The organism is Afipia sp. GW821-FHT04G03, assembly GCF_059419985.1.
This window is the reverse complement of record NZ_JBWKSV010000001.1, coordinates 134,992-161,402: the sequence shown is the minus strand read 5'-3', so window position 1 is coordinate 161,402 and position 26,411 is coordinate 134,992. Positions and strand designations below refer to the sequence as shown.

The following is a 26,411-nucleotide window of genomic DNA, read 5'->3' as shown; positions in this document are numbered from 1 at the left end:
TCTTTCAATAGCGCCAGCAAAGGAGCGCGCTCACGCACCCCTTACGACGTTTCCGCCGCGCCGTCACGGCATCAGATGAGGTTCAGCAGGCCTGAATCGCGCCGTCGGCGCGCATCATCTCGACCAGCATGCCCTCGCGCAGGCCGCGGTCCGCGACCCTCAGACGCGGCAACGGGAACGCCGCGCGAATGGCGTCGAGAATGGCGCAACCGGCGAGGACAAGATCGGCCCGCTCGACACCGATGCAGGCATTCCGCGCACGCTCTTCATAGGTCATGTCGAGCAGCCGTGCGATGGCGCGATCCATTTCGGCATCGTTCATCCAGAGGCCGTCCACCTTGCGCCGGTCGTAATGCGCGAGGCCGAGATGGATGCCGGCCACGGTCGTCACGGTCCCCGAGGTTCCGAGCAGATGCATGTCCGAGAGGTCGTGACCGTTCTGTGCTGCGAACGGCGCGAGATGGCCTGCGACCTCATCGACCATCGCGCCATAGGACTCGCGCGTCACATGGGCGCCGCCGAAACGCTCAGCCAGCGTGACCACGCCGAGCGGCAGCGACGTCCACGGCCCTTTCACCGGCGGCGCATCCGGACAGCCGGCCGGACGTTCGATCCGCACGACTTCGGTGGATCCGCCCCCGATGTCGAACAGGATCGCGCCCTTGGCGCGTGGATCGAGCAGCGGCGAACAACCGATCACCGCCAGCGACGATTCGGTTTCGCGATCGATGATTTCGAGATTGATGCCGGTCTCACGCGCGATCAGGTCGAGAAAGGCGTCCGCGTTGTCCGCAGCGCGGCACGCCTCGGTCGCGATGGTGCGCAGACGCTTCGCGCCCTTGGCGCGGATCTTGTCGCCGCACACGCTGAGAGCGCCCACCGCGCGCGAAATCGCGGCATCGCTGATGCGGCCGGTGGTCGAGATGCCCTCACCCAGCCGGATGATGCGTGAGAACGAGTCGATCACGCGGAACCCGTCGTTGGACACGCGGGCGATCAGGAGGCGGCAGTTATTGGTTCCGAGATCGAGAGCGGCATAGGCAGCGGGCAGCCCGTGGACACGGCTTTCGCCGCGGCCAAGCGCCTCTCCCGTGGCCGATGCTGGCGGGCTGACATACGGCTCAGGGCCGTCTTGCAGCCGCACATTCTCGTTCATGCAAAATTCCATCCCTGTGGCGCATATTCCCGCACCACGGCAATTCCTGTTCAATAAAGTCTAACAGCGTGCGTGCGCGGCGCAACCGAAGCATACCCAATCGCGCCTTGTGGCCCCGATTCAGCCACCTTAAGTTTAACACCACCCCATACGCGCGGCCGATCGCGCGTGTCCGAGGCGATTTTCCGCCGCCGGACCCCGATTTCAGCGGATTTTTCATGCTCAATCACCCCTCCCGGCTTGCCTCCGAAAGCGATGTCGCACTGCAAAAATTCGGCGTCGGACAGCCGGTCCGGCGCAAGGAAGACGACACGCTGGTGCGGGGCAAGGGAACCTACACCGACGACATCAACCTTCCGGGTCAGGCGTATGCCTGGATCGTGCGCAGCAGCCACGCCCACGGCGTCATCAAGGGCATCGATGTAGAAGCCGCACGGGCGATGCCGGGCGTACTCGGCGTCTGGACCGGGAAGGAACTCGCCGCCGCCGGCTACAATCCTTTCACCTGCGGCCTGCCGATGAAAAGCCGCGACGGCTCTCCGCTGCTGCAAACCAACCGCATGCCGCTGATGACCGACAAGGTGCGCTTCGTCGGCGATCCGGTGGCCTTCGTGGTGGCCGAAACATTGGCGCAGGCGCGCGAAGCCGGCGAAGCCGTCGCCGTCGATATCGCGCCGCTGCCGTCAGTCACCAGCGCGGACGACGCCGTGAAGCCCGGCGCGCCGCAACTCTATGACAGCATCCCGAATAATGTCGCGCTGGATTATCATTCCGGCGACGACGCAGCACTCGATGCCGCGTTCGCGAGGGCGGCGCATGTCACACGCCTCGACATCGTCAACACTCGCCTTGCCGTGGTCGCGATGGAGCCGCGCGCGGCGCTTGCGAGCTACGACAAAAAAACACAGCGCTTCACCATCGAGGTTCCGACGCAGGGCGTTGCGGGCAATCGCCTATCGCTCGCGAAAACGCTCAACGTGCCGAACGACAAGGTTCACCTTCTGACGCATCATGTCGGCGGATCGTTCGGCATGAAGAACACCAACTATCCCGAATATATCTGCATCCTGCACGCGGCCAGAGAACTCGGCCGCCCGGTGAAATGGACCGACGAGCGCTCCACGAGCTTTCTGTCGGACAGCCACGGACGCGCGCAGAATGTCGAATGCGAGCTCGCGCTTGCCTCCGACGGCGCATTCCTCGGCGTGCGCGTCAAGGGCACCGGCAACCTCGGCGCCTACATCACCGGCGTCGCTCCGCTGCCGCTGTCGCTCAACATCGCCAAGAACATCAACAGCGTCTACCGGATGCCGCTGATCGGCGTCGATATCAAGTGCGTGCTGACCAACACCACGCTGATGGGCGCCTATCGCGGCGCGGGACGGCCCGAGGCCAACTACTTCATGGAGCGGCTGATCGACCGCGCCGCCGATGAAATGGGCATCGACCGGCTGGCGATGCGCAAGCGCAACTTCATCAAGCCGTCGCACATCCCCTACGCCGCCGCGAACGGCTTCACCTATGACAGCGGCGACTTTCCCGGCGTGTTCAACAAGGCGCTGGAACAGGCCGATCTCGCAGGCTTCGCCAAACGAAAGAAGGAGAGCCGCAAGCACGGCAAGCTGCGCGGCATCGCCGTCGGCTCCTATCTCGAAATCACGGCACCTCCCAGCGCCGAACTCGGCAAGATCGTGTTCGAAGCCGACGGGACGGTGCGACTCATCACCGGCACGCTGGATTACGGCCAGGGCCACGCGACGCCTTACGCACAGGTGCTTGCGGCACAACTCGGCGTGCCGTTCGACGCCATCAAGCTGACGCAGGGCGACAGCGATGTCGTCCACACCGGCAACGGCACCGGCGGCTCCCGCTCGATCACTGCGAGCGGCACCGCGATTGTGGAAGCCTCCAAGCTCGTGATCGAAAAGGGCAAACAGGCCGCGGCTCATGCGCTCGAAGCCTCGGTTGGCGATATCGAGTTCGCGAACGGACGCTTCACCATCACCGGCACCGACCGCAGCATCGGCATCATGGAGCTTGCCGCAAAGCTGCGAGATTCGAAGATGCCCGAAGGCACACCGTCCTCGCTCGATGTCGATCACACTGCGCAGAACATCCCCTCGACCTTTCCGAACGGCTGCCACGTCGCCGAGGTTGAAATCGATCCGGACACCGGCGTCGTGCATATCGTGCGCTATACCGGCGTCAACGATTTCGGCACCGTGGTCAATCCGATGATCGTCGCCGGACAGATTCACGGCGGCGTCGCGCAGGGCATCGGCCAGGCGTTGATGGAATGCGTCACCTATGACGACAACGGCCAGCCGGTGACGGGATCGTTCATGGATTACGCCATGCCGCGTGCGGGCGATGTTCCGCCGATGACCATCGGCGATCACCCCTCGCCTGCGACCTCGAACCCGCTCGGCACCAAGGGCTGCGGCGAAGCGGGCTGCGCCGGCAGCCTCGCCAGCATCGTCAACGCGGTGCTGGATGCGTTGTCCGATGAAGGCGTGACGCAGATCGACATGCCGCTCACGTCGGAGAAAGTCTGGCGCGCGATCCAGGACGGCCGCAAGGCAAAGTCGGCGTAGAGCGCGAGCGATTTCTCACCCGTCATTCCGGGATGCGCTCTTGGCGCAGACCCGGAATGACAGTGCCACACACTCGATGTCGTCCCCGCGAAAGCGGGGACCCATAACCACCGAGCGCCGTGGTGATGGCAAGACGACCGCTCCAGCATCTCCCTCAATCGAGAACTCAGGGAGTATGGGTCCCCGCTTTCGCGGGGACGACGTGGAGAGACTCTGAATGAGCCCGAAACATTTCGTGATGGGGACACAAATCCCCGCGCCCTGAACCTCTTTTATGTTCGGCACGTCCTGTTCGTGAGGGGCGCTTCTCGAGGGCGCTTTGAAGCGGAGCAGGATGCGGCGCCTGCACGTGTATTTCGCAAACACACGCTCGGGAGGCGCGATAAACGCAGCCGGCGCAAGCTGCCTGCGGGGTCACCGTCCGGGCTCACTATGGGGCTCTGCCGTTCGCGGCTGGACGCGGACAGGATGAAGGCGGGGAAATCCCGCCGGATCAGAACGCACCGCGTCCGTCCTGTCCCGGAAGTACGGTCCTCTCGCCCAAAATCGCCGCAGTGGAGCGCCGTGAGGCGATGCGCTTCCGGACCACATCGTGTCGCAAGCGATGCCGGGAGCGAAACAAGACAAAGGTGCGCCTTACGGCGCTCCATGCCCCTCGCTGCGGGGCGAGAAACGAAAAAGCACACCCTGCGCCATTGGCGCGCGGGATGACGGCGTCATGGGTTCTTCATGGGTTCTTGGCTTGATCCGCCGCCGCGTTTCGGGAAAGAGTGTTGCAACCCGCTTCGGAGGACAGACGTGACAGGCCCCATCGAGACCAGAGTTCAAAGCCGCGGCGATCTCGCATGGTCGATCGCGGTGGGCGGCATCGGCATTGTCACATTCGCCATCTTCGTGCTGTTCGCATGGTATTACGCGGCCACGCTGTTCCTGGTGTTCGCGGGCATTCTGCTCGGCGTCGCCCTCACCGCGATGACGCATCTTCTGGAAAAAGTCATGGGCGGCCCGCACGCGCTCCGCCTTGCGCTGGTTTGCGTGGTGCTCGCGGGGCTCCTGTCGGGTGTCGTGTTTCTCGGCGGCGCGACCATCGCGCGGCAGGCGACGGTCCTGAGCAATACCCTCAAGTCGCAGATCGTGACCGTGAAGACCTTTCTCGAGCAACATGGCGTCGACACCAGCTATCTCGAACTCGGCAGTCCCGCGACGGTAACTCCGGCCGCCTCCACCGACGCGCCGGCAACGACAGCGCCGACCCCTCCGGGCTTGCCGAAGAACCTGCCCAGCGCCGGCGCGCTCGCCTCCGGCGGCGGCGCCATCGTCAGCCAGACCCTGAAGCTGCTGCTCGGCACCGTCAGCGCCGTCGGCAACTTCTTCATCGTGCTGTTCCTCGGCCTGTCATTCGCGGCGCAGCCCAGCGTCTACCGCAAGGGCCTGCTCGCGCTGGCGCCGAAGCGTCACCGCGCCAGCGTCACCGTCGTGGTCGACCGCATCAGCGATACGCTGGAGCGCTGGCTGATTGCGCAGATGATCACGATGGCCGCGGTGTTCCTCGTGACCTGGATTGGTCTTTCGATCATCGGCATCGACAGTTCGTTCATCCTCGGCATTCAGGCCGGATTGCTGGCCTTCATTCCGACGGTCGGCGCGCTGATGGGCGGGCTGATCATCGTGCTGGCGAGTCTCGCCTCCGGATGGGTCGCTGCGGCCAGTGCGTTCGTGCTGTTCCTCGGCGTCCACGCGCTCGAAAGCTACATCCTGACGCCGATCATCCAGCGTCAGGCGCTGGATATTCCGCCCGCGACGCTGTTCGCGTTCCAGATCCTGCTCGGCGTCGTGTTCGGGCTGTGGGGACTGGCGCTGGCGCTGCCGCTGATGGCCATCGTCAAGGTCGTCATCACGTATCTGCGCGAAGACGGCGAGGAACGCGAGCCGGAATTCAAGATGGCGTGAGATACAAAAAAGGCGCCGTCTCAGGCGCCTTTTCATCCGTCGCGGTGACCTCAGAAGTTCGTCACCGTGTTGGTGTGTTCCACCTCCGGCGGCGACGCAAAATGCGGCCCCACCAGCGCGCGCCATTCCGTGAAGTTGGCGGATTCGCGAAAATCGACGGTGTGATTTTCCAGCGTCTCCCATTTGATATGCAGCCGGTAGCGCGACGGCTTCTCGATCGAGCGATGCAGTTCAAAACTCTTCCAGCCCTTGCAGCGCTTGAAGATAGGCTGCGCCTTGGCGATCGCCGCCTCGAAGTCCTTTTCGCTGCCCGGCTTGATTTCGATCTGTGCAATTTCGGTAATCATGGCGTTATGCCCCTTTTTCCGGCGCATGATCCGGTCATGCGCTCTTTCGTTCGTGCCAAAGGGCTCTAGCGCAAAAACAACAGCCGGAAAAGAAAAAGGGCGCCTTGCGGCACCCTTCGGTCGAACGCGAACCGGCGCGCTTCTCAGATCGCCGCCAGAAATACGCCCAATAGCCCAAGCGCGCAGCCCGCGAGAACGACCGGCTGCCAGTCGAACGGCGAACCGTAACGGCCTTCGGCACGGCGCGCGGCGATCAAGGCGTGCTCATATTCGTCGGAGGTCGAGAACATGCAGGCAAAGCCCGTGCGCGCGGAGACGACGTCGGCCTCAAGTGCTGTGAGATCGGATTGTGAATCGGGGCTGCGTGCGGTGATCATGCCGCATGGTAGGACGCGCATGGTAAACAGATGGTTAGCGCGCGTTCAGGCGTGCGCCTCTTCAGGTGCGCGCATCGCGGACGTCACGTCCGGTTGCGGCGCGTTGCCGCCAACCTGATTACGGCGGCTGCTCGCGAGCGACAGCGGCTGCTCCACCGCGACTTCCACGCGGTTGCGGCCCGCGCGCTTGGCCTGATAGAGCGCGGTGTCGGCCGACGCCATCAGCACTTCGAGCTCTGTTTTCGCCGGACCGCCGGCAACGCCGATGCTAACGGTGGTTTCCAGCGGCGCATCGTCGACCGCAACGCCCGACGCCTCGAACGCCTCGCGCACGCGCTCGGCCGCGAGTACCGCTTCCTCCACCGAACAAGGCAGCAGCGCCGCGAACTCCTCGCCGCCGACCCGCCCGATAAGGTCGGTGATGCGCAGGGAACTGACGACGATATTGGAGAAGACTTGCAGGACGTCGTCGCCGGCGGCATGGCCGAAGCGGTCGTTGACCGACTTGAAGTGATCGATGTCGAAAATCATCACGGTAATGGGACGCCCCGCCTTGGCCTCGCGCTCGATCATGCGCGACGTGGCCTCGCTAAAGCCGCGCCGGTTCAACAGCCCTGTTAGCGGATCGACCGAGGCCGCTGTCTTGTGTGCGCTCACCGTCCGCTCGGAGACCAGCATGAAGATGATGAACACTGTGCCGATGGCGTAGAGCACGAGTTCGGCGGCGAACGCCGCGATCCAGATCTGCCCCATGCTCGCTGCATTACCGGAGCGGAACATGTCTCCGAGCACGATGGGCAGCATGAGCACGGCGCCATGCATCAGCGGCACGAAGATGGCCGGCCATCTTGCGCGCAGGCTCTTGCGCCGTTCGCGCCAAAGCTCGCCGGCGGTCAGTGCCGCATAGGCCGCGACGATGGCCGCGCCGAGCAGCATCCGCATTTCGGGATCGATCGGGTCGAACCAGATCACAGCCGCGATCCAGAGCGCAGGTCCGACGATTACGCCGATCCAGTTGGCCGCGCGGCCGTGAAACACCCGCGCCGCGTCCCAGACCAGGCCGCAGGCGATAAATCCGACCGCATTTACGGCAAGTGACAACTCCCAGCCCAGTTCGGGCCCGCCGACGGTCCACAGCGCCACCGAGGCAGCGCCAAGAATATAGGCCGCGCCCCACCAGCCGAGCGCTGCGATCTTCTCATGACGCCAGAAGAACAGCAGCATCGCGCCGAGCAGCGCCGCCGCCAGCGTCGCCACGAGGTAAAGCGTGGAAACGTCCAAAGACAAATGTGTGCCAGCGGGCATTTTCTATGCAGCGCTTAAATAGACGGAGCCGGAATAGCCCCCTCAGCCACCGTGAAGGCTAGCAGCGGTGTCTTGGCACTCCGTTTGCGGCGGTCACAAAATTTTCGGGAAAAATCGCTGCAATTTGACGGCAATATGGAACAACAAAAAAGGGCGCCCGAAGGCGCCCTTTTGATCGCAAGTCCGGCAACTGCGGACAATTTGAACGAAGCGCTTAACGCTTCGAGAACTGGAAGGACCGACGGGCTTTTGCCTTGCCGTACTTCTTGCGCTCGACGACGCGCGAGTCGCGAGTCAGGAAGCCACCCTTCTTCAGAACGCCGCGCAGATCCGGTTCGAAGTTGGTCAGCGCCTTCGAGATGCCGTGACGCACCGCGCCGGCCTGACCCGAAAGTCCACCGCCAGCGACCGTGCACACCACATCGTACTGGCCCTGACGGGCGGCAGCGACGATCGGCTGCTGGATCATCATGCGCAGCACAGGACGCGCGAAGTACACTTCGACTTCACGGGTGTTGACGGTGACCTTGCCGGAGCCGGGCTTGATCCAGACGCGGGCAACCGCGTCCTTGCGCTTGCCGGTGGCATAGGCGCGGCCCTGCTTGTCGACCTTCTTCTCGTACTTCGGAGCGTCCGGCGCCGCGGTCTTCAGCGACGCGAGCTGATCGAGGGACTGCATGGTATCCGACATTATGCGGCCCTCATGTTCTTGCGATTCATCGATGCGACATCCAGGGTTTCCGGCTGCTGCGCTTCATGCGGATGCTCGGCGCCGCCATAAACGCGGAGGTTGCCCATTTGAACGCGGCCAAGCGGACCGCGCGGGATCATGCGCTCGATAGCCTTCTCGACGACGCGCTCCGGAAAACGACCTTCGAGGATCGACTTCGCAGTGCGTTCCTTGATGCCGCCGATGAAACCGGTGTGGTTGTAGTAAACCTTGTTCTCACGCTTGCGTCCGGTGAGAACAACCTGAGCCGCGTTGATGATGATGACGTTGTCACCGCAATCGACGTGGGGGGTGTAGGTCGGGAGGTGCTTGCCGCGCAAACGCATGGCGACCAAGGTGGCAAGACGACCGACGACCAGACCCTTGGCGTCGATCAGTATCCACTTCTTGTTGACCTCGGCTGGCTTTGCCGAAAACGTCTTCATGTGAGGGAATCCGTGAAATTGTACGTTCGGCGCAATCGCCAAACTGGCGCGGTTCTAGATAACCGGCCCGCGCGCGTCAATGCTAAATAGCACAAAATATCGAAGCCATAACAACGACTTACAAATATGGTATTTTAATACCATAGAAATTAGCGAATGTCCGGAATGGAGTAAGTCGAGGTCACGTGGGCAATCGGATCGGGCGAAGTCCCTGATAACAGGTTCACTTCACCCACGGCGAGCCGCTTGCCGAGTTTCAAAAGCTTGGCCGCCGCCAAGACATCCTGACCCGGCTGTCCCTTGCGCAGAAAATTGATGTTCAGGCTCGCGGTGACCGAGAGCCCGACAGGACCGATGGCCGAGAGCAGCACCACGTACATCGCGAAGTCCGCCAAAGCCATCAGCGTCGGCCCGGAGACTGTTCCGCCGGGACGCAGCATCCGCTCGCTGTAGGGCTGACGCAGCAGGCAGGTCGCACCGTCGGCGCTCTCGATGAGGATTTCTCCGCTGGCGAAGGCCTGCGGAAACTCCCGATGGAGAAAGGCCTCGAGTTCTGCCACGGTCATCTTCGGCTTATTCATGAAACCTATGTCCTGCCCTGCCCTCGTATATGACGGTTTTGTATCCTAGGGTGAGGACAATAACGAGCCCAACGAAGCTCTATTTGGAAACTCGTATCTGAGCCTTCGGAAACGCATGACACCTCAAACATCTCGTTCTTCTGCCCCACAAACACCATCGCCGCTCTTGCGCGAGACGATTGACGGCATCGCCGTGCTCACGCTCGATTCACCCGCGACACGCAACGCGCTGTCGGAATCGATGATCGTAGCGCTCCACGAAGCGCTCGATTCGGTTCGGAACGACAAATCCGTTCGCGCGGTCGTCATCGCGGCAAACGGACCCGCCTATTCGTCCGGTCACGATCTAAAGGAATTGACCGCGCGGCGCGCCGACGCTGACAAGGGCCGCGCCTACTTCGCGCATATGATGACGTCCTGCAGCAACATGATGCAGGCCATTGTGCATTTGCCGAAGCCCGTTGTCGCCGCCGTGCAAGGCGTTGCGACGGCCGCTGGATGCCAACTGGTCGCGACCTGCGATCTTGCGGTCGCGTCGGACAAAGCGACCTTCGGCACGCCGGGCATCGATATCGGCCTGTTCTGTTCCACGCCAATGGTCGCACTGTCGCGCAACGTTCCGCGCAAACACGCCATGCATATGCTGCTCACCGGCGACCATATCTCCGCTGATCGCGCGCGCGAACTCGGCCTTGTCAACAGCGTGGTTCCGGCGGGAACGGAGCGAAGCGCCGCCATCGGTCTCGCGAAGCAGATCGCGCTAAAATCGGCCTACACGCTGAAGATCGGCAAGGAAGCGTTCTACCGGCAGGCCGAAATGAAGCTCGCGGATGCCTATACCTATGCCGCGCAAGTCATGACCGAGAACATGATGGCGCGCGACGCGCAGGAAGGCATCGGCGCCTTCATTGAAAAACGCGCCCCAAAATGGGAAGACCGGTAACGCACCGGCTCAGGATACAGAAACAATCACAATGAACCACGACGCCTATGACGACAGCTATATTCGCGGCATCCTGACCAGCGTGAAATCGATCGCCATGGTCGGCGCATCGCCGGTCAATGTGCGGCCGAGCTACTTTGCTTTCAAATATCTCGCCGAGCGCGGCTATGACATGATCCCGATCAATCCGGGTCAGGTCGGCAAAAGCCTCGTCGGCAAGCCGTTCGTCGGCTCCCTCAAGGACATCGGACGTCCCTTTGATATGGTGGATGTGTTCCGCAATTCTGATCGCGCGATGGCGATCGTCGATGAAGCGCTCGCCCTGCCCGTGCTGCCGAAAGTGATCTGGATGCAGTTAGGCGTCCGTCACGACGCAGCGGCAGCAAAAGCCGAAGCCGCCGGGATCAAGGTGGTGATGAACCGCTGCCCGAAAATCGAATACGCGAGGCTGACGTCGGAAATTCAATGGCTGGGCGTCAACTCGCGCACGCTCAGTTCCAAGCGCGCGCCGATCCCCACAAGCAACATGCGGCTGTCATTGAATCGCAGCAGCGTCGGAGGCGGTGCAACAGCGGCGGCCGACCGGGCCGCGAAGGACAAGAACGACCTGCCCTAAATACGGCGCGCGGCAGAACGATCGTTCAAACTGGCGACGTAATGCGTCAGGTTCGTTGCCAGTTTTCGCCGTTAGCCGCTGGCGCCTTGACGGCGACAGCATCCGCCCGCAGCATATTCTTTCTCACGCCCGTTCGCGGCTCTCAAAAGGACATCTCATGACGGAAAGACTGCCCGGCTTCGCCACGCTCTCCATTCACGCCGGTGCGCAGCCGGACCCGACGACGGGGGCGCGCGCAACGCCGATCTATCAGACCACCTCGTTCGTCTTCAACGACGCCGATCATGCCGCCTCGCTGTTCGGCCTGCAGGCGTTCGGCAACATCTACACCCGCATCGGCAACCCGACGAATGCCGTACTTGAGGAGCGCGTCGCTGCGCTTGAAGGCGGCACCGCGGCGGTTGCCGTCGCATCAGGGCACGCGGCGCAGGTGGTCGTGTTCCAGGCCCTGCTGCAACCGGGCGACGAGTTCATCGCGGCTCGCAGGCTCTATGGCGGCTCGATCAACCAGTTCAACCATGCCTTCAAGAGCTTCGGCTGGAACGTGGTCTGGGCCGACTCCGACGACGTTTCGACTTTCGAGAAAGCGGTGACGCCGAAGACCAAGGCAATCTTCATCGAGTCCATTGCAAATCCGGGCGGGACCATTACCGACATCGAAGCCATCGCGGCTATCGCGCGCAAGGCGGGTGTTCCGCTGATCGTCGATAACACGCTGGCCTCGCCTTACCTCATCAAGCCGATCGACCACGGCGCGGACATCGTCGTTCACTCGCTGACGAAATTTCTCGGCGGCCACGGCAATTCCATCGGCGGCATCATCGTCGATGCCGGCACGTTCGACTGGTCGAAAAGCGGGCGTTATCCGGTACTCAGTGAACCGCGCCCGGAATATCACGGCATCAAACTACAGGAGACCTTCGGCAACTTCGCGTTCGCCATCGCCGCGCGTGTCCTTGGCCTGCGCGATCTCGGTCCCGCGCTGTCGCCGTTCAATGCATTCCTGATCCTGACCGGAATCGAAACCCTCGGGCTTCGCGTGCAAAAGCATTCGGACAACGCCAAGGCGGTGGCGGAGTGGCTATCCGCCAATCCTGCCGTGGCGTGGGTGAACTATGCCGGATTGCCCGGTGACCGTTATCACAACCTCGCGCGCAAATACTCGCCGAAGGGCGCGGGCGCAGTGTTCACGTTCGGCCTCAAGGGCGGATACGACGCAGGCATCAGCCTTGTCTCGAATGTGAAGCTGTTCTCGCATCTAGCCAATGTCGGCGACACGCGCTCGCTGATCATCCATCCAGCCTCGACCACGCACAGCCAGCTCGACGACGCGCAGAAGGCGCTGGCCGGCGCCGGTGTCGATGTGGTGCGCTTGTCGGTCGGTCTTGAAGACAAGGAAGACCTGATCGCTGATCTCGATCAGGCTCTGAAGGAGTAATTATTAGCCTCTGAAATACAGAACGCGGCGCCGGGCATGGCGCCGCGTTCTTAAATTTTAGAGAGAGCAAAATACTTTTTAAAAATTCAGGTCTTTGCTGTCTCCATGGCGGCTTTCGCCTTGTCTTCGCGGACCAGCCGGGCATTGCGCTGGACGATCGAGAACGTCGCAAGCGCGAACAGGATCACCAGAAACTGCGCTGACAGCGCCTCAAGCGTTGAGTTGAGCCCGAGGGAATGCAGCCAGCCGAAACTCTTTAACTCCGTGAAAGACACAAGGTTCTGTTCCTGAAATTCCTGCATCGCTTCGCCGATGAACTTGATGCCCATCGCGAACAGGAACGCCGAGGTGATGATGAACAGCGGGCGCAGCGGAATCTTCCGCGCGATCAGATTGATGAAATAGAACAGTACCGCGAGGCCCACTGTTGCCGCGGCCAGACCCGCGAACAGTCCGAGACTCCAGCCACCTTCGGTCACGGCCAGCGCGTTGATGAAAAGTACGGTCTCAGCGCCTTCGCGAAACACCGCGAAGAAGGCCAGCGCGCCCACGGCCCATGCCGTCTCCTGCGCGAGCGCATTGTCGGCTTTGTTTGCCAGATAGTCCTGCCAGCCCCGCGGGTCCTGCTTCACCATGAGCCAGCCGCTGACGTAGAGCATCAGAGCCGCCGCAAAGAGGATGACGACGCCTTCGAAGATATCATTATGCTTGCCTGAATTGAGAACCGCGAACAGCCACGCCGCGATAATGCTGGCGCCGATCGCCGCTAGCGCGCCGGCATAAAGCGCGGTCACGCGATGCGCACCTCCGACTTTCCGGAGATAGCCCGCGAGCGCCGCGATCACGAGCATGGCTTCCAGTCCTTCGCGCAGCAGAATGACGGCGGCCTGGACGAATGCGTTGGACATGGAGGACCTTGTGACAAACCTTGGAGGGCTTCGTTCTATCGCGGCGCAAATCGAAGTTAAAGTGCACCTGGCCTGCACCAAAACGTGATCAGGCATGAAGATCGAGGAAATGCCTCATAATCGGCACTTACTTGTACTCAAGCCATTTTAGAATAGTTCGATTCAGCCGCCTTCGCCGACGAGACGGAGCTTGGCGGGCGTCGTTTCCGGAAGTGACCGGCCCAGCCGCTCGACCTGAAATAGCGTCAGCATGAGTAGGACAATCGCAACCGCCTGATGAGCCAGCCCGAGGTCGATCGGGACTTGATTCAGCAACGTCAGGATGCCGATGGCGACCTGTACGACCATTACGGCCACGATCCAGACCGCTCCCGAGACGACCGCTGGATTGGCCCGGGAACGAATTGCGTCGATGGCGTGGACGACTGCCAGAACCACGAGGGTGTAGGCGATCATCCGGTGGCTGAACTGAACCGTCAGCGTGTTGTCGAAGAAATTCCGCCACCAGGGCTCTTCGAAAAACAGCCGTGCGGCGGTGGGAAAGAACGCGCCGTCGATCATCGGCCAGGTGTTGAACACGCGGCCCGCGCGCAACCCGGCGACCAGCGCCCCGAAATAGAGTTGCAGGAACACCACCGCCAGCATAACCCGGCCCGTGATTTTCACGCGCAACGAGGCGGCAGATGGCGGAGCATGCTGAAGACGCCGCAGGGTCCAGACAATCGTCGAAAAGATAACCAGCGCCAGCATGAAATGGATGGCGAGCCGGTATTGTGAGACCGACACCCGCTCAGTGAGACCGGACGTCACCATCCACCACCCCACCGCGCCCTGCGCGCCGCCAAGCATGAAGATGATCCACAATCTGCGCTTGAGTTCGGGCGACAGAAATCCGCGCCACAGGAACCACAAGAACGGCAGCAGAAACACCGCGCCGATCAACCGGCCGAGCAACCGATGAGCCCATTCCCACCAGAAGATGGTCTTGAACTCGGACAAGCTCATGCCGCGATTCATTTCGCGATATTGTGGGATGGCCTTGTAGGCTTCGAACTGCTTTGCCCACGCAGCCTCCGTCAGCGGCGGGATGGTGCCGGTAACCGGCTTCCACTCGACGATGGAAAGTCCGGATTCGGTCAAACGTGTCGCGCCGCCGACGATCAGCGTGCAGACAACGAGAGCCGCGACGACGATCAGCCACGCGCGGACGCTCCGCATCCCTGCGGCGTATGTCGATTGGTCGGTCGCAACGGGCGTCATGATCCGAAATGCAGCCTTGAATGAATTCGCGCGGTCCTTATAGTCCCCGCACTTTTCCGCGCAAGCCGCGCTGCCATGGCCATCAGCACAATTCTGTTATGAATATCCGCACACGAAAATTCATCGGGACGCTCGGCCTTCTGGCGCTCGTCATAGTCTGGTCGCTCACAGGCATGGCGCTTGCCCAAACGCCTCTGCTCGCGGGGTCGAAGCTCGCCCAGGCGATATTCTACGTGGTGGCGGGCCTCGGCTGGGTATTGCCCGCGATGCCGATCATCGCATGGATGTCGCGGCCCGATCCTCAGCCGTAATTCACGGCGGGTTCCGTCTCGCGACGCTTCTCTTTCCGGACCGTGAGACCGGAAATAATCACACGCAGCGCGCGCATCGATTGCCGTCGTCCGTCCCAAACAATGCGTGGCAGCGCCATCGGATCGGACGAGCCGTCGGACCTGACCACGCCGGCGGTGGCGGATACCGCGCTGTAAAATCCCGCCTCCCGCGCCAACAGCATTTCGCGGGGTCCAAAGGTGCCCCGTTCGCCAAATGGATAAGCGAAGTGGCGGCACGGACCATCCAGTGCTGTCTCCATCACCGTCCGTCCCATGGTCATTTCCCGCAACGCGCTGGTGCCCTTGGCGTGCGCAAGGTTTGGATAATTGACGGTCGCGCTTCCGATTGTCGCTTGCGGATCTCGCGCCAGCTTGGCGAGGTCCTGCCAGCTCATGGTGATGTCCCGCGAGACTGCGCCGAGGTCAACGCCATAACGCGTGCACAGGTCGCCGATTGCGGCAGCGACGTCGGCCGGCGGCAGCGTCATCATCCATGCATGAAGCACATCGTAAAGTTCATATTTCTCGGCGACACTTGCGGCAAAGAAATGCGTTTCGGCACGGTTCATCACGAGGCCGATGCGGTCGTTGCGCGCGATGACCTGCTCCAGCGCCAGCCACCACGCCTTGCCGATGCCGTCGACAAAGCCGGTCGGAACGTACAGCGCGAACGGCACGCGGTGACGCGACAGTACGGGATAGGCGAACGTCATGAAATCGCGGTGGCCGCCATCGAATGTCAGGCAGACGAAGCGGCGCGCGACAGACGCCTGCTGCACGCGTTCGGCTACGTCACCGATGGAGAGAAAATCGAGATTCCAGCGCTTCAGCGCGGAAATCGCATTGTCGAGAAATTCGGGAGTGACGTTCTGCCATCGCAACGGCTGAAACGGATCGCCACGCCGGGGCCGGACATGCGCGAATTTGAGGATGACGCCAGATCCGCCGGTCCGTCGCTCGAAGATATGGGTCATGCCGCTGAAATACGCGAATTCCAGCGCCACATCCGCCAAGATGCCTCTCCGAAACAGCACGTCGTCGCCTCTCGCGCGCGGCAACACCGGCCCCGCTCCGGCATTGTCATTACTCTTTGTTGACATTTCTTTGAATAAGGTCCCGCCAAAGCCGTAAATCTCAAAATGCCCAGGAATTCAGGTCTTCCGATGACCATGGCTGAAGCACTTCACGGCCCCGGCGCGCATTCGCAGGCAAACTCCGGTTCAAGCCGCGTCGCGCGCGTCGACGTTATCCGGGATATGACCGAGGCCGAACCCCGCTGGCGCGCGTTCGAGGGGCCCGACTTTCTCTTTACGCCCTATCAGCGCTTCGAGCTTCTCAACACCTGGCAGCAGACCATCGGCAAGCATGAAGGCGCATTGCCCTTCATCGTCATCGTCTCCGACGCGAACGACCGGCCACTGCTGTTGCTGCCGCTCGTCATCAGCCGCGAGAATGGCGCGAAGATTGCGCGCTTTATGGGCGGCAAGCACCCGACATTTAATATGGCGCTGTGGCGCCGCGATTTTGCGGAAACTGTCACAAAGACCGAGCTCGACGCACTCGTTGCCGCTGTTCGCGCACAGGCGGATGGCGTCGATGTGCTGGCTTTCACGCAACAGCCGCAGCGCTGGCACAATGTCGCAAATCCGCTGGCGTCGCTGGCGGCACAACCATCGACCAATCCCTGCCCCATGATGTCGATGGTCCCCGGCTGCAAGCCGGAAGACCGCGTCAGCAATTCGACACGCAGGCGCTTGCGCAACAAGGAGCGCAAGCTGCAAGGTCTCCCCGGCTATCGCTATGTCGTCGCGACCACCGACGCCGACATCAATCGCCTTCTCGACAGCTTTTTCATCATCAAGCCGCTGCGAATGGCGCTCTCAAAGCTCCCGGACGTATTTTCCGATGAGGCCACCAAGCGCTTTGTCCGCAACGCGTGCCTGGCGAAACTTCCGAATGGAGCACGCGCCATCGAGATTCATGCGCTCGAATGCGACAGCGAACTGATCTCGATCTTCGCCTGCGTTGCCGATGGTGAGCGGTTCTCGACCATGTTCAACACCTACACCACCTCCGAGAACGCGCGTTACAGCCCAGGCCTGATCCTGCTGCGCTACATGATCGACCACTTCGGCGAGCGCGGATACGGTTCGGTTGATTTCGGCGTCGGCTCGGACGATTACAAGCGGACGTTCTGCAAGGACGACGAACCGATTTTCGACGCGTTCATTCCGCTGACCGCGCGGGGAAAATTCGCGGCTCTCGGCATGTCGTCACTCACCCATGCCAAGCGTCTGGTCAAGCACAACCCGGCGCTGATGCATATGGCGCAACTCTTGCGCAATACTTTCTCGCGCAAGCAGCAGCCTGCAGACTGACGGTCAGGCCGCCACGACCCGTTGATCCGCGACGCCGATATCCGAAGCCTTCGGCGACGCACTCAGAATGGTCACGCCGACGAAACCAGACTCGAGAAGCTGGCTCTTCATCATATCGCGGGCGTTTGCGGTAATCGCCGGATCGGGGATGATGACGGCATGGGCCTGTGCCGCAATGACGTTCGCCGAAAGATCCGACGCCGTGCCCGCATCCAGCACCACATAGTCGTAGGCCCGGGACAGCGCGTCGATCGCCAGATTGATCCGCGGCAACTGCAAAAGCTGCCGCTGGGCGAGGTCTTGTCCTGCACCGACGATATGCACGCCGGACAGCCGATCCTTGGTAATGATCTCGCCGAACGAAGCCATGCCCTGCATCAGTTCGGTCAATCCCGGCGCAGACGCGTCGGTGGACACAGCTGTCAGCGTCGGCGATGCCATCGCCAGATCGACCAGCACGACTTTGGCGTTTCGCGCAAGCAGCCGAGCGAGCGTCAGCGCCGTTAGCGTAACGCTCTCCTCCTGATGCGCTCCGATGACGGTGATCTTGCGGGTCGAATCCCCGCCCTCGCGCAGCATTTCGGCAAGCCGCTCGATCTCCATGATCCCGGCCGGCATCTGCGGATGCTTATCGCGCAGCGGTGCAACCGGCACACGGACAGCGGCCAAGGAACGCGGCGCGGTCATCCGCAACAATTCTTCGGTGGCGATGTAACCCGCCGTCAGCATCAGCATCGCCATTGTCGCGATCAGGACGGTCGGGAGCTTCTTCGGGAAGGCCGGCGTATTCGATACAATCGCGCGGGAGATAATCCGGCCATCGCCAGGCGCCGCATCGATGTTTTCGCGCGTGGTGGCTTCTCGATATTTGGCGAGGTAGGATTCCAGCAGATCGCGCTGCGCCTTGGCTTCGCGCTCATAGGCCCGGAGCTGAACGTCCTGACCGTTGTTCGAGGTCGCCTGGCGCTTCAACTGGTCCAGACTGCCGTTCAACCCGTCCGACCTCGCGCTTGCGATCCTGGCGTCATTCTCCAGCGAGCGGGAAATCTTGTTCGCCTCCTCCCGAATCTGGCGGTCGATGTCCAGAATTTGCGCCTTCAATTCCTTGATACGCGGATGTCCGCCAAGCAGCGTGGACGATTGCTCGGCCAGTTGCGCGCGCAGCGTCACGCGCTGCTCGGACAGACGCCGCACCAGTTCGGAATTGAGAACTTCCGACGCCTCGATCGGCTTGCCGCTCTGAAGCATTTCGCGGATCAGGCGCGCCTTGGATTCAGCATCGGATTTCAGCGCACGCGCATTGTTGAGCTGCGTATTCAGTTCGCCAAGCTGCTGGTTCGACAGCGTAGTGTTGTTGGTGCCGACGAAAAGATTGGACTTCGAGCGGAATTCCTCGACCCGAGCCTCCGCGTCTGCGACCTTCTTGCGCAGGCTTTCGATCTCGACAAGCAGCCACTGCGAGGCTGACTTCGCCTGATTCTGCCGGGCCGCCTGCTGGAGCACCAGATAACCGTCGGCGATGGAATTGGTGACACGCTCCGCCAGTCCGGGATCGCGCGACTGAAATTCGATCACCATCACGCGCGACTTGTCGACCGCATAGGCCGTCAGCCGCTCATAATAGGCCTCAAGCACCCGCTCCTCGGGCGTCATCTTGAACGGGTCACGGCCGACGCCGAACAACGCAAGCAACGTCCGCAGCGGTGATATGCCGCGCAGGACCGGATCGAATTCGGGAAGCTCGGCGAGCTTGTTCGCCTTGATGACTTCGCGGGCGAGATCGCGCGACAGCAGCAACTGCACCTGGCTGGTCACGGCCTCTGCGTCGAGGCTGCCGCGTTCTTCAGAGCGCTCACCATTGGGACGCAGGAAAACGTTTTCGCGGCCGTCGATCAGAATGCGCGCCTCGGACTTGTAGCGCGGCGTAATCATGTTGACGGCGAGCAGCGACAACCCGAACGCAAGCGCAGTCGGCACGATGACCCACATCCGCTTGCGAACCAGCGCGTGCCAGATTGCGCGAAGATCGACGTCGCCAAGTTCTGGACTTGCGGCCAATAAGACCGGTGCAGGAGGCGCGACAGGCGGCGACGCAACGACAGGAGCAGCGATGGCCTTGACCTTCGCTTTGCCCCATGACGGCAGCTTGCCCATCCAGTCACGCGAGAACGAAAAACGCATCGAACACTCTCCACCCGGACGCTACTGCACTGACGCGAAGGCTGAACTTCTCCCGACCGATTACAATCTATTAAGGTTGCTGCTGGGTTAATCACGCTGCGCCCCCCCCCCTTCAGAGGCGCGGGGCGGCCGCCATGTCACACTTTATTAACCATGAAAGTCCTTAATCAGAATCGATACTTATCCCGGATTTCCCCATGCAGCGCAGTTGCGCGCGCCTCACCTGCTTCATGCTTGCGCTCGCGGTATCGGGCTGCATGCGGACGGCTGCGCCGGTGGCCGTCATGGACCCCGGCGGCCTCGATGCGATTGCCTACGGCACGGTCCAACCGGTGCGCGCCGTGAGCGTCCCGGCAACTGCGGTTTCGCCTGTCTCCGCATACGCGGCCCTGGATGAACCCTACCGTCTCGACGCCGGCGATCGGCTGCGCATCGTCGTGTACGGCCAGGAAGGCCTTACCAACACCTACACCGTGGATGCCGGTGGCGCGATCACCATGCCACTGATCGGCGCGGTTCGGGCACGCGGGCTGACGCCAGCCGGGCTGGCCGCTGCCGTGACGTCGCGATTGAAATCGGGCTACCTGCGTGAACCCTATGTCGCGGCCGAGGTCGAGACATACCGCCCCTTCTTCATTCTCGGCGAAGTGGCGGCTCCCGGACAGTATCCCTATGTGCCGAACATGACGGTGGAGAGCGCTGTCGCCATTGCCGGCGGTTTCACACCACGCGCGCAACGTGGCAGCATCAAATTAACCCGCATGGGCGAAAGTGGTACCGCTCAGGCTGTCGTACCGCCTGGTACGCTCCTGAAACCCGGGGACACGGTCGTTGTCGCCGAGCGGTGGTTCTGACGATGCCTGAGACTTCCAGTTCGCCCCTTCGTATCCTGCACGCGGTCCGCGCGCCGGTCGGTGGTATCTTCCGTCACATCCTCGATCTTGCGGTCGGACAGGCCGAGCGCGGACATCACGTCGGAATTCTCGCTGACAGCCTCACCGGTGGCGAACGCGCCGATACCGCACTCAAGGAAATCAGCCCGAAGCTCAAACTCGGGGTCTACCGTCTCGCCATCCGCCGCGAGCCGCACCCCATCGATACCGTGGCGTCCCTGCATTTCCTTCGCCTCGCGCGGTCGCTCAAGCTGGATGTCCTGCACGGGCACGGCGCAAAAGCAGGCGCTTTCGTGCGCCTGAAAGGCAAATCGAAAAAAGCGATCCGGGTCTACACGCCACATGGTGGCTCCCTGCACTATCCGCCGGGCACCTTGAAGGGCAAGGTTTATGCGCGGATGGAACGCGCGCTCATGAACCGCACAGAGCTGTTTCTGTTCGAAAGCGCGTTCGCGCGCGATACCTATCAGCGCGTAATCGGCAGGCCTGCGGGTCTGGTGCGCTGCGTGTTCAACGGCGTGACCGCATCGGAGTTCGATCCGGTGACGGTGGCGGACGATGCGACCGACCTCGTCTATGTCGGCGAATTCCGGGAGATCAAGGGTGCCGACCTGCTGATCCAGGCAGTCGCGCGGCTGCGGGCAGACGGCAAACCCGTCACGCTGACACTGGCCGGCGATGGCGAAGAGACAGAAGCGCTCAAGGATCTCATCAAGCGGCTGAATGTCGCGGATGCCGTGCGCTTCATCGGTCATGTCAGGGCACGTTACGGTTTCTCGAAAGGCAAGGTGCTGGTCGTGCCTTCGCGTGGCGACTCGATGCCGTATGTCGTGATCGAGGCGGCCGCCGCCGGTATCCCGATGATCGCCGCCAGCGTCGGCGGTATTCCCGAAATCCTCGGACCTCACACGGACGGACTTTTCGTGGCAAACAGTGTCGGCGCCATGGCGGACGCGATCGAGACGGCGCTCGGCGACATGGACGCCACGCGCGAGCGCGCCAAAAGCCTGCGTGAACGCATCTTCGTCAACTTCTCCCAGAAGGCGATGGTTGAAGGTGTTCTCAACGGATATCGGGACGCGTTCAACGCGCGTTAACCTTGCTTTATCGAGATAACTAATTCTTCCGATTTGTTGGCTAGGCAAGAGGCTGGGAACCGTTGGTTCCTCTTGGCCTCTCCCCACATGACGGCCAGCAACGGAACATTTGCAGTGGAACCGATCGACGTCCGAACGATGATGAGCGCTGCCGCCGGGGCAGCCACGATGGACGCTGCCGAAGGCGCGCCGAAACAGGAACGCCGCAAGCGGTTGTCGCCGGCCGCGCTGGCGGTCGCCAACGAGAAGGTCAGAAAAGCTTACTCGACGGTTGTCATCAGCGGCATCGTCCGGATCGTGGATTTCGCGCTGTTGAGCACGGTCGGCCTCGTGCTCTATCTGGCTTACGTGATGCCCCTCGATGGCTTCTCCTGGCAATACACCGGAGCCGTCTTCGCGGTCGCCGCCTGCGCGGTCGTCAGTTTTCAGGCCGCGGAAATCTACGACGTCCAGATCTTCCGGGGGCAGTTGCGACAGATGACGCGCATGGCGTCATCATGGGCTTTCGTTTTTCTGTTGTTCATAGGCGCGTCGTTCTTCGCGAAACTGGGCGGCACGATCTCGCGCGTCTGGCTCTCCGGATTTTTCTTCGCAGGATTATCCGCGCTGTTTGCGGAACGGCTGGTGCTGCGCGCGCTCGTCCGCCGCTGGGCACGCGAGGGCCGGCTCGACCGCCGGACGATCATCGTGGGTTCCGACGAAAACGGCGAAAACCTGATCCGCGCGCTCAAGGCGCAGGAAGATTCCGACATCCAGATTCTCGGCGTCTTCGACGACCGCAACGACTCCCGCGCTCTCGATACCTGCGCGGGCGAACCGAAACTCGGGAAAATAGACGACATCGTCGAGTTTGCCCGGCGCACCCGGATCGATCTCGTGCTCTTTGCCCTGCCGATCTCTGCGGAAACGCGCATTCTCGAAATGCTGAAAAAGCTGTGGGTGCTGCCAGTCGATATTCGGCTATCGGCGCACACCAACAAACTGCGCTTTCGGCCGCGCTCTTATTCCTATCTCGGCGAAGTCCCCACTCTCGATGTTTTCGAACAGCCGATCACCGACTGGGATATGGTGCTGAAGGCGGCGTTCGATCGCGCGGTCGGTATGATCGCCCTTATTTTACTCGCACCGGTGATGGCGCTGGTCGCGCTTGCGATCAAGCTCGACAGCCCCGGCCCTGTGCTGTTCATGCAGAAGCGCTACGGCTTCAACAACGAGCGTATCGACGTCTTCAAATTCCGTTCGCTGTTCCACGATCAGGCCGATCCGTTGGCCGCGAAGGTCGTGACCAAGGGCGACACACGCGTCACCCGGGTCGGGCGATTCATCCGCAAAACAAGCCTCGACGAGCTGCCGCAACTTTTCAATGTTGTCTTCAAGGGTAACCTCTCGCTGGTCGGTCCGCGTCCACATGCGGTTCAGGGCAAGTTGCAAAGCCGCCTGTTCGACGAGGCCGTCGACGGATATTTCGCGCGTCATCGCGTAAAGCCCGGGATCACCGGCTGGGCGCAGATCAACGGCTGGCGCGGCGAAGTCGACAGCGAAGAGAAAATCCAGAAACGCGTCGAGTTCGACCTGTATTATATCGAGAACTGGTCGGTGCTGTTCGACCTGTACATTCTCTTCAAGACGCCGTTTGCCCTCATCAAGGGTGAAAACGCTTACTAGAGCCTGACGCCGGAAAGCGCGCCGCGGTTTTCGACAACATCATGCTCACATCATTGGACTGACGCGCGGGCCGCGCGTGGAGATTTTGCTTCGCATGGCTTCAATCGCAGCAGCAGACTACACGCTTCCTGCGACTGCGACGCCGCCCGGCATCGCGGCGGTCCAGGGGGCTTTGATGTGGGCCGTCGGCGCGGGCGGCGCGATTGTCCTAATCGAACCCAGTCCCTACGAACTTGCGACACTGGCTTCGGTCATCTTTTTCTTTGCGACCGGTCTGCGCATGCGTCCGGTCTTCATACCGCTGCTGATCCTGCTGTTCGTACTGAACATCGGTTACACCATCAGCTCCTCATCCTTGATGGATAAGTCGGAGATCGTGAACTGGATTCTCACGTCCTGGTACATGACCATCACCTGCCTGTTTTTCGCGATGGTGCTGTCCGAGAACACCGAAAGCCGGCTTGAGTTTCTCCGCCGCGGCCTGATCGCCGGCGCCCTGATCGCATCTCTAGCCGGCATCGCGGGATACTTTCGTCTCGTGCCCGGCGGTCTGCACGAATTGTTCACGCTTTATGGCCGCGCGCGCGGCACGTTCAAGGATCCGAACGTCCTCGGCGCCTATTTGATTTTGCCCGCGCTCTTCCTGCTGCAAACCGTGGTGACACAGTCGTTCTGGAAATCGCTCCGCAGCGCCATGGGTCTCGGCATTGTCGGCCTTGCCGTGCTGCTGGCGTTTTCGCGAGCCTCGTGGGGTCAACTCGTACTCTGCTCCGCGTTCATGCTGACGCTGATGTATCTCACGACACCTTCACGGGCCCAGCGAAGGCAGATCGTGACGGTAACGGCGGCGGCCGTCATTTGCGTGATCCTGCTCCTCGCAGTGCTTCTCTCGTTCGACTCCGTCAACGATCTTTTCAAGCAGCGCGCGAGCTTCAATCAGAGCTACGACGGCGGCCGGTTCGGGCGCTTCGGACGACATGCGCTCGGCTTCCAGATGGCGCTCGAACTCCCGATGGGAATCGGCCCCCTTCAGTTCACGAAATTTTTTCCCGAGGACACCCACAACTCATTCCTGAATGCATTCATGTCGGGCGGCTGGATCTCGGGTATCTGCTATCCGGCCCTGACGTTCATCACCGTCATCATGGGCTTCAAGCTCATCTTCGTTCGCGTGCCCTGGCAGCGGGCTTATCTCGCCGTCTTCTCCGCATTTCTCGGCACGTTCTTCGAGGCCTTCATCATCGACGTCGATCACTGGCGTCATTTCTGGATGATGCTGGGCATCATGTGGGCGATGTTCGCAGCCGCTCATGCTCATAACTATCAGACCAGCAAGCAACCGGCGCTGGCGCAGTAGTTCTTCGCGCACAGGTTTCCGTTGGTTCCTCAATGAATGCCCATTCACGCAATACAGGCGTATTCCTCTGGAACAGAGGGGGCCGCTTCTCGTTGAAGGTGCGGGGTAGACATAACGAGGAGGACACTATGAAGAGAAGCTATTTGATGACGACCGCTATGGCCTTGCTGATCGGCACGGCTGGAATTGCCTCGGCGCAAACACCCGGTGGTGGGCAGCAGAATGCCCCTGCAGCGTCGCAATCCGCGCCTTCCGCAAGCCCCGGTGGTGGGGCCGCCGACAGGGCCGCGCCGATGAACCGTGGCGATAGCGATGGCATGAAGGGCGGTCAGCGCGAAGGCGGCAATGCCCAGCGCGCACAGGACAACGCCAAGGATGGCATGAAGTCCAAGGGCGCTGAAACCACCCAAGACCAAAAGGGTGGCAAGGCCGCATCCGAGACGACGAAGGATGGCATGAAGGCTGATCAGAAGAATGCTGCCGAAAGGGACGGCATGAAGAACAGTCAGAAAAATGCCGCCGAAAAGGATGGCATGAAGAGCGATCAAAAGAACGCCGCCGAAGGCAAGTCCGGAACGACCACGGGACAGGCCGGTGCGAGCGCGAAGCTGACAACCGAACAGCGCACGACCATTCGCACGTCGATCACCAAGCAGAACATCAAGCCTGTGACCAACGTCAACTTCTCGATCTCCGTCGGCACGCGGGTTCCGAGAAACATCGGATTCCACCCCCTTCCGACCGAGATCATCACGATCTATCCGGATTGGCGCGGCTATGAATTCTTCCTTGTTGGAAGTGAGATCGTCGTCGTGAACCCCCGGACGCTCGAAATCGTCGCGGTTCTCGACGCGTAAGCATCGCGGACACGATACAAGCAGAAGGGCCGGTCTGATTAACCGGCCCTTATTTTTAACCGACGTCCGCCTTCATGAAGCTTTTAGCGAAGCCGTCCCCGCGCGACATCGTAGGTCCATGACCGCCTGCCGCTGCTGAATACCACGCGCCTGAACTGCAATGCTCTTGCCTGCTCGGGAATCTTCGCGGTCTCCACCAGTTGCAGGGCCATCTGCTTCGTCATCTGGGGTGACACAAAGCGCACCGTGCTGTTTCCGCGACCGGACGCCGTAACCCTCATCCCGCCGTCGTGCATCTGCTTGGCCATCTCGTGGACATAAAGCTCGCGGTTAGCGATGGCGGCGATTTGCACGGACGGCTGGAGGATTTCGTATTGAGCCATACGCATGGCGTTAGCCATATCGCTGGCTTGCGTGTTCGCGGGATCAGCTGCGGCCGCCATCTGGAGACGTAATTCCATGCTCCGGAAAGCGGACAGTGAAACCGGCGTTTTATTCCTGCCTCGCCGGCTGTTTTCATAATTGGCTCTCAGCGCGCTCGCTTCAGCGAGCAGCGCATCCAGCGCGGCCTTGTTGTCGGCAGCTTTCTGCTCGGCCGGGGTCAGCGGCACCGCGGCTGGCGGGACTGCGGCTGGTTCTGCCGGTTGCGTCGGGGTTGCGGGAATGGCTTCCGGTCGCGCCGGAATTGTCCCGGTCGACTGGGTTTTTGTCTCATCGATTTGAGAATTTTGAGCAGTCGGAGCGGCCGTTTGACTGGTTTGACCGGAGGCCAAACCGCCGGAAAATACGACGACTGTTCCGAAGGCAAAGGCAATGCTTTTGCGTCGCAACAAGACCGCACCCAATGGTTATCAGTATCGACTCCAATGCTGGCCGACACTTTACAACGCATCAACAGGCGTTTTGTTCTGTCCGCACGAAAGTTGATTCCGGCCCGCCCGGAGCCCGGTACCTAAAACAAAAAGCCCGGCGCCGTTCGACGGCCGGGCCAAGTCAGGGAGACTACCGGATTCACAACCCC

General features: G+C 61.6%; 24 protein-coding genes. 12 read left to right on the top strand and 12 right to left on the bottom strand.

Features of this window, described 5'->3' with window-relative positions; all coding sequences use genetic code 11:
• Positions 1 to 82 precede the first annotated feature (82 nt).
• Positions 83 to 1,156 carry a Ppx/GppA phosphatase family protein gene (locus tag AC07UB_RS00815; RefSeq protein ID WP_492789531.1) on the bottom strand — a complete coding sequence of 358 codons (1,074 nt, stop codon included), beginning with the start codon at positions 1,154 to 1,156 and terminating at the stop codon, positions 83 to 85.
• A 218-nt stretch (positions 1,157 to 1,374) separates the two neighbouring features.
• Here AC07UB_RS00815 and AC07UB_RS00810 point away from each other — a divergent pair, with 218 nt between their 5' ends.
• Positions 1,375 to 3,750 (top strand): xanthine dehydrogenase family protein molybdopterin-binding subunit, encoded by a 2,376-nt coding sequence (locus AC07UB_RS00810; RefSeq protein ID WP_492789533.1) that lies wholly within the window; start codon positions 1,375 to 1,377, stop codon positions 3,748 to 3,750.
• 798 nt (positions 3,751 to 4,548) lie between these two features.
• The gene (locus tag AC07UB_RS00805) at positions 4,549 to 5,700 is read left to right on the top strand and encodes an AI-2E family transporter (RefSeq protein ID WP_492789535.1); all 1,152 of its coding nucleotides are present in this window, start codon (positions 4,549 to 4,551) and stop codon (positions 5,698 to 5,700) included.
• 50 nt (positions 5,701 to 5,750) lie between these two features.
• Here the strand turns inward: AC07UB_RS00805 and AC07UB_RS00800 are convergent, their stop codons facing one another.
• The 6 genes from AC07UB_RS00800 to AC07UB_RS00775 all read right to left on the bottom strand — a co-directional run bounded on the left by AC07UB_RS00800 (position 5,751) and on the right by AC07UB_RS00775 (position 9,465).
• Positions 5,751 to 6,047 (bottom strand): antibiotic biosynthesis monooxygenase family protein, encoded by a 297-nt coding sequence (locus AC07UB_RS00800; protein WP_492789537.1) that lies wholly within the window; start codon positions 6,045 to 6,047, stop codon positions 5,751 to 5,753.
• A gap of 143 nt (positions 6,048 to 6,190) precedes the next feature.
• Complete coding sequence (locus AC07UB_RS00795) at positions 6,191 to 6,424, bottom strand: hypothetical protein (RefSeq protein WP_494652517.1); 234 nt, start codon at positions 6,422 to 6,424, stop codon at positions 6,191 to 6,193.
• Positions 6,425 to 6,469: 45 nt separating this feature from the next.
• On the bottom strand, positions 6,470 to 7,729 hold the full coding sequence (locus AC07UB_RS00790; protein ID WP_494652519.1) for a GGDEF domain-containing protein: 1,260 nt from the start codon (positions 7,727 to 7,729) through the stop codon (positions 6,470 to 6,472).
• 214 nt (positions 7,730 to 7,943) lie between these two features.
• Positions 7,944 to 8,420 carry a 30S ribosomal protein S9 gene (rpsI, locus tag AC07UB_RS00785; RefSeq protein WP_492789543.1) on the bottom strand — a complete coding sequence of 159 codons (477 nt, stop codon included), beginning with the start codon at positions 8,418 to 8,420 and terminating at the stop codon, positions 7,944 to 7,946.
• Entirely contained in the window at positions 8,420 to 8,884 is a 465-nt protein-coding gene (gene rplM, locus AC07UB_RS00780; RefSeq protein WP_492789546.1) for a 50S ribosomal protein L13, read from the bottom strand. Before rplM ends, rpsI begins: the two co-directional genes overlap by 1 nt.
• 149 nt (positions 8,885 to 9,033) lie before the next feature.
• The gene (locus AC07UB_RS00775) at positions 9,034 to 9,465 is read right to left on the bottom strand and encodes a PaaI family thioesterase (protein ID WP_492789547.1); all 432 of its coding nucleotides are present in this window, start codon (positions 9,463 to 9,465) and stop codon (positions 9,034 to 9,036) included.
• A 115-nt stretch (positions 9,466 to 9,580) separates the two neighbouring features.
• Here AC07UB_RS00775 and AC07UB_RS00770 point away from each other — a divergent pair, with 115 nt between their 5' ends.
• From AC07UB_RS00770 to AC07UB_RS00760, 3 genes are all read left to right on the top strand, one after another.
• Positions 9,581 to 10,408, top strand: coding sequence for an enoyl-CoA hydratase (locus AC07UB_RS00770; RefSeq protein WP_494652522.1), 828 nt, complete (start codon positions 9,581 to 9,583; stop codon positions 10,406 to 10,408).
• A gap of 31 nt (positions 10,409 to 10,439) precedes the next feature.
• Complete coding sequence (locus AC07UB_RS00765) at positions 10,440 to 11,024, top strand: CoA-binding protein (protein WP_492789552.1); 585 nt, start codon at positions 10,440 to 10,442, stop codon at positions 11,022 to 11,024.
• Positions 11,025 to 11,181: 157 nt separating this feature from the next.
• A complete protein-coding gene (locus AC07UB_RS00760; RefSeq protein ID WP_492789554.1) occupies positions 11,182 to 12,462 on the top strand; it encodes an O-acetylhomoserine aminocarboxypropyltransferase in 1,281 nt (426 codons plus the stop codon).
• Between the two features lie 86 nt (positions 12,463 to 12,548).
• Here the strand turns inward: AC07UB_RS00760 and AC07UB_RS00755 are convergent, their stop codons facing one another.
• Both AC07UB_RS00755 and AC07UB_RS00750 read right to left on the bottom strand, forming a co-directional pair.
• Entirely contained in the window at positions 12,549 to 13,370 is an 822-nt protein-coding gene (locus tag AC07UB_RS00755; RefSeq protein ID WP_492789556.1) for an FTR1 family iron permease, read from the bottom strand.
• Positions 13,371 to 13,532: 162 nt separating this feature from the next.
• Positions 13,533 to 14,630, bottom strand: a complete 1,098-nt coding sequence (locus tag AC07UB_RS00750) for a COX15/CtaA family protein (RefSeq protein ID WP_492789558.1) — start codon at positions 14,628 to 14,630, stop codon at positions 13,533 to 13,535.
• Between the two features lie 98 nt (positions 14,631 to 14,728).
• On the opposite strand from AC07UB_RS00750, the gene AC07UB_RS00745 reads away from it, so the two are divergent.
• Positions 14,729 to 14,941, top strand: a complete 213-nt coding sequence (locus AC07UB_RS00745) for a DUF2842 domain-containing protein (protein WP_492789560.1) — start codon at positions 14,729 to 14,731, stop codon at positions 14,939 to 14,941.
• Here the strand turns inward: AC07UB_RS00745 and AC07UB_RS00740 are convergent.
• Positions 14,932 to 15,936: a polysaccharide deacetylase family protein gene (locus AC07UB_RS00740; RefSeq protein ID WP_492792632.1), complete on the bottom strand. Its 1,005-nt coding sequence runs from the start codon at positions 15,934 to 15,936 to the stop codon at positions 14,932 to 14,934. The genes AC07UB_RS00745 and AC07UB_RS00740 overlap by 10 nt on opposite strands.
• 189 nt (positions 15,937 to 16,125) lie before the next feature.
• On the opposite strand from AC07UB_RS00740, the gene AC07UB_RS00735 reads away from it, so the two are divergent.
• On the top strand, positions 16,126 to 17,340 hold the full coding sequence (locus tag AC07UB_RS00735) for a GNAT family N-acetyltransferase (RefSeq protein ID WP_492789562.1): 1,215 nt from the start codon (positions 16,126 to 16,128) through the stop codon (positions 17,338 to 17,340).
• 3 nt (positions 17,341 to 17,343) lie between these two features.
• Here the strand turns inward: AC07UB_RS00735 and AC07UB_RS00730 are convergent, their stop codons facing one another.
• Positions 17,344 to 19,521 (bottom strand): GumC family protein, encoded by a 2,178-nt coding sequence (locus tag AC07UB_RS00730; protein WP_492789564.1) that lies wholly within the window; start codon positions 19,519 to 19,521, stop codon positions 17,344 to 17,346.
• Positions 19,522 to 19,718: 197 nt separating this feature from the next.
• Here AC07UB_RS00730 and AC07UB_RS00725 point away from each other — a divergent pair, with 197 nt between their 5' ends.
• The 5 genes from AC07UB_RS00725 (at position 19,719) to AC07UB_RS00705 (ending at position 25,390) form a co-directional block, all read left to right on the top strand.
• Entirely contained in the window at positions 19,719 to 20,375 is a 657-nt protein-coding gene (locus AC07UB_RS00725; protein WP_492789567.1) for a polysaccharide biosynthesis/export family protein, read from the top strand.
• A 2-nt stretch (positions 20,376 to 20,377) separates the two neighbouring features.
• Complete coding sequence (locus AC07UB_RS00720; RefSeq protein ID WP_492789569.1) at positions 20,378 to 21,511, top strand: glycosyltransferase family 4 protein; 1,134 nt, start codon at positions 20,378 to 20,380, stop codon at positions 21,509 to 21,511.
• A gap of 114 nt (positions 21,512 to 21,625) precedes the next feature.
• Positions 21,626 to 23,176, top strand: coding sequence for an undecaprenyl-phosphate glucose phosphotransferase (locus AC07UB_RS00715; protein ID WP_494652527.1), 1,551 nt, complete (start codon positions 21,626 to 21,628; stop codon positions 23,174 to 23,176).
• 94 nt (positions 23,177 to 23,270) lie between these two features.
• Positions 23,271 to 24,533 (top strand): O-antigen ligase family protein, encoded by a 1,263-nt coding sequence (locus AC07UB_RS00710; RefSeq protein WP_492789572.1) that lies wholly within the window; start codon positions 23,271 to 23,273, stop codon positions 24,531 to 24,533.
• A gap of 128 nt (positions 24,534 to 24,661) precedes the next feature.
• Entirely contained in the window at positions 24,662 to 25,390 is a 729-nt protein-coding gene (locus AC07UB_RS00705) for a DUF1236 domain-containing protein (protein WP_492789574.1), read from the top strand.
• Between the two features lie 83 nt (positions 25,391 to 25,473).
• Here AC07UB_RS00705 and AC07UB_RS00700 read toward each other — a convergent pair whose 3' ends face one another.
• A complete protein-coding gene (locus AC07UB_RS00700; protein ID WP_494652530.1) occupies positions 25,474 to 26,223 on the bottom strand; it encodes a hypothetical protein in 750 nt (249 codons plus the stop codon).
• Positions 26,224 to 26,411 lie beyond the last annotated feature (188 nt).

What these genes read in the sequence shown, in the direction of transcription:
- AC07UB_RS00815 (WP_492789531.1), bottom strand. Translation starts at nt 1,156, where the DNA reads ATGAACGAGAATGTGCGGCTGCAAGACGGCCCTGAGCCGTATGTCAGC.
- AC07UB_RS00810 (WP_492789533.1), top strand. Translation starts at nt 1,375, where the DNA reads ATGCTCAATCACCCCTCCCGGCTTGCCTCCGAAAGCGATGTCGCACTG.
- AC07UB_RS00800 (WP_492789537.1), bottom strand. Translation starts at nt 6,047, where the DNA reads ATGATTACCGAAATTGCACAGATCGAAATCAAGCCGGGCAGCGAAAAG.
- AC07UB_RS00795 (WP_494652517.1), bottom strand. Translation starts at nt 6,424, where the DNA reads ATGATCACCGCACGCAGCCCCGATTCACAATCCGATCTCACAGCACTT.
- AC07UB_RS00790 (WP_494652519.1), bottom strand. Translation starts at nt 7,729, where the DNA reads ATGCCCGCTGGCACACATTTGTCTTTGGACGTTTCCACGCTTTACCTC.
- rpsI (WP_492789543.1), bottom strand. Translation starts at nt 8,420, where the DNA reads ATGTCGGATACCATGCAGTCCCTCGATCAGCTCGCGTCGCTGAAGACC.
- rplM (WP_492789546.1), bottom strand. Translation starts at nt 8,884, where the DNA reads ATGAAGACGTTTTCGGCAAAGCCAGCCGAGGTCAACAAGAAGTGGATA.
- AC07UB_RS00775 (WP_492789547.1), bottom strand. Translation starts at nt 9,465, where the DNA reads ATGAATAAGCCGAAGATGACCGTGGCAGAACTCGAGGCCTTTCTCCAT.
- AC07UB_RS00770 (WP_494652522.1), top strand. Translation starts at nt 9,581, where the DNA reads ATGACACCTCAAACATCTCGTTCTTCTGCCCCACAAACACCATCGCCG.
- AC07UB_RS00765 (WP_492789552.1), top strand. Translation starts at nt 10,440, where the DNA reads ATGAACCACGACGCCTATGACGACAGCTATATTCGCGGCATCCTGACC.
- AC07UB_RS00760 (WP_492789554.1), top strand. Translation starts at nt 11,182, where the DNA reads ATGACGGAAAGACTGCCCGGCTTCGCCACGCTCTCCATTCACGCCGGT.
- AC07UB_RS00755 (WP_492789556.1), bottom strand. Translation starts at nt 13,370, where the DNA reads ATGTCCAACGCATTCGTCCAGGCCGCCGTCATTCTGCTGCGCGAAGGA.
- AC07UB_RS00750 (WP_492789558.1), bottom strand. Translation starts at nt 14,630, where the DNA reads ATGACGCCCGTTGCGACCGACCAATCGACATACGCCGCAGGGATGCGG.
- AC07UB_RS00745 (WP_492789560.1), top strand. Translation starts at nt 14,729, where the DNA reads ATGAATATCCGCACACGAAAATTCATCGGGACGCTCGGCCTTCTGGCG.
- AC07UB_RS00740 (WP_492792632.1), bottom strand. Translation starts at nt 15,936, where the DNA reads ATGACCCATATCTTCGAGCGACGGACCGGCGGATCTGGCGTCATCCTC.
- AC07UB_RS00735 (WP_492789562.1), top strand. Translation starts at nt 16,126, where the DNA reads ATGACCATGGCTGAAGCACTTCACGGCCCCGGCGCGCATTCGCAGGCA.
- AC07UB_RS00730 (WP_492789564.1), bottom strand. Translation starts at nt 19,521, where the DNA reads ATGCGTTTTTCGTTCTCGCGTGACTGGATGGGCAAGCTGCCGTCATGG.
- AC07UB_RS00725 (WP_492789567.1), top strand. Translation starts at nt 19,719, where the DNA reads ATGCAGCGCAGTTGCGCGCGCCTCACCTGCTTCATGCTTGCGCTCGCG.
- AC07UB_RS00720 (WP_492789569.1), top strand. Translation starts at nt 20,378, where the DNA reads ATGCCTGAGACTTCCAGTTCGCCCCTTCGTATCCTGCACGCGGTCCGC.
- AC07UB_RS00710 (WP_492789572.1), top strand. Translation starts at nt 23,271, where the DNA reads ATGGCTTCAATCGCAGCAGCAGACTACACGCTTCCTGCGACTGCGACG.
- AC07UB_RS00705 (WP_492789574.1), top strand. Translation starts at nt 24,662, where the DNA reads ATGAAGAGAAGCTATTTGATGACGACCGCTATGGCCTTGCTGATCGGC.